The following is a 402-nucleotide window of genomic DNA, read 5'->3' on the forward strand; positions in this document are numbered from 1 at the left end:
GCTTCGCCTTCGTGGCGAGACAGAAGCGATTGTCCTTCGAGGACGAACACTTCTACGTCGATCTCGTTTTCTACAACGTCATCCTGAAGTGCTACCTGCTCATCGACCTCAAGCTTGGCAAGCTCGCGCACCAGGACGTGGGCCAGATGGACAGCTATGTGCGGCTGTTCGATGCGCAGGGACGAACAGAAGGCGATGGCCCCACGATTGGGCTCATCCTCTGCGCGCAGAAGAACGAAGCGGTGGCCCGCTACTCCATCCTCCACGAGCATGAACAACTCTTCGCCGCCAAGTACGTGACCTATCTGCCGAGCGTCGAAGAACTGGAGCGAGAGCTGGCCCGCGACAAACGCCTGCTCGACGCGCGCGCCCCGGGCGTTCGCACGCCGAAGGGGCAACACC

General features: G+C 61.2%; 1 protein-coding gene. It reads left to right on the top strand.

What is annotated here, in order from left to right; all coding sequences use genetic code 11:
• A partial coding sequence (locus D7Y04_RS43245; RefSeq protein WP_121763087.1) for a PDDEXK nuclease domain-containing protein occupies window positions 1–402 on the top strand: 402 nt, incomplete at both ends.

Source organism: Corallococcus sp. AB038B (genome assembly GCF_003668955.1).
Taxonomy (GTDB): domain Bacteria; phylum Myxococcota; class Myxococcia; order Myxococcales; family Myxococcaceae; genus Corallococcus; species Corallococcus exiguus.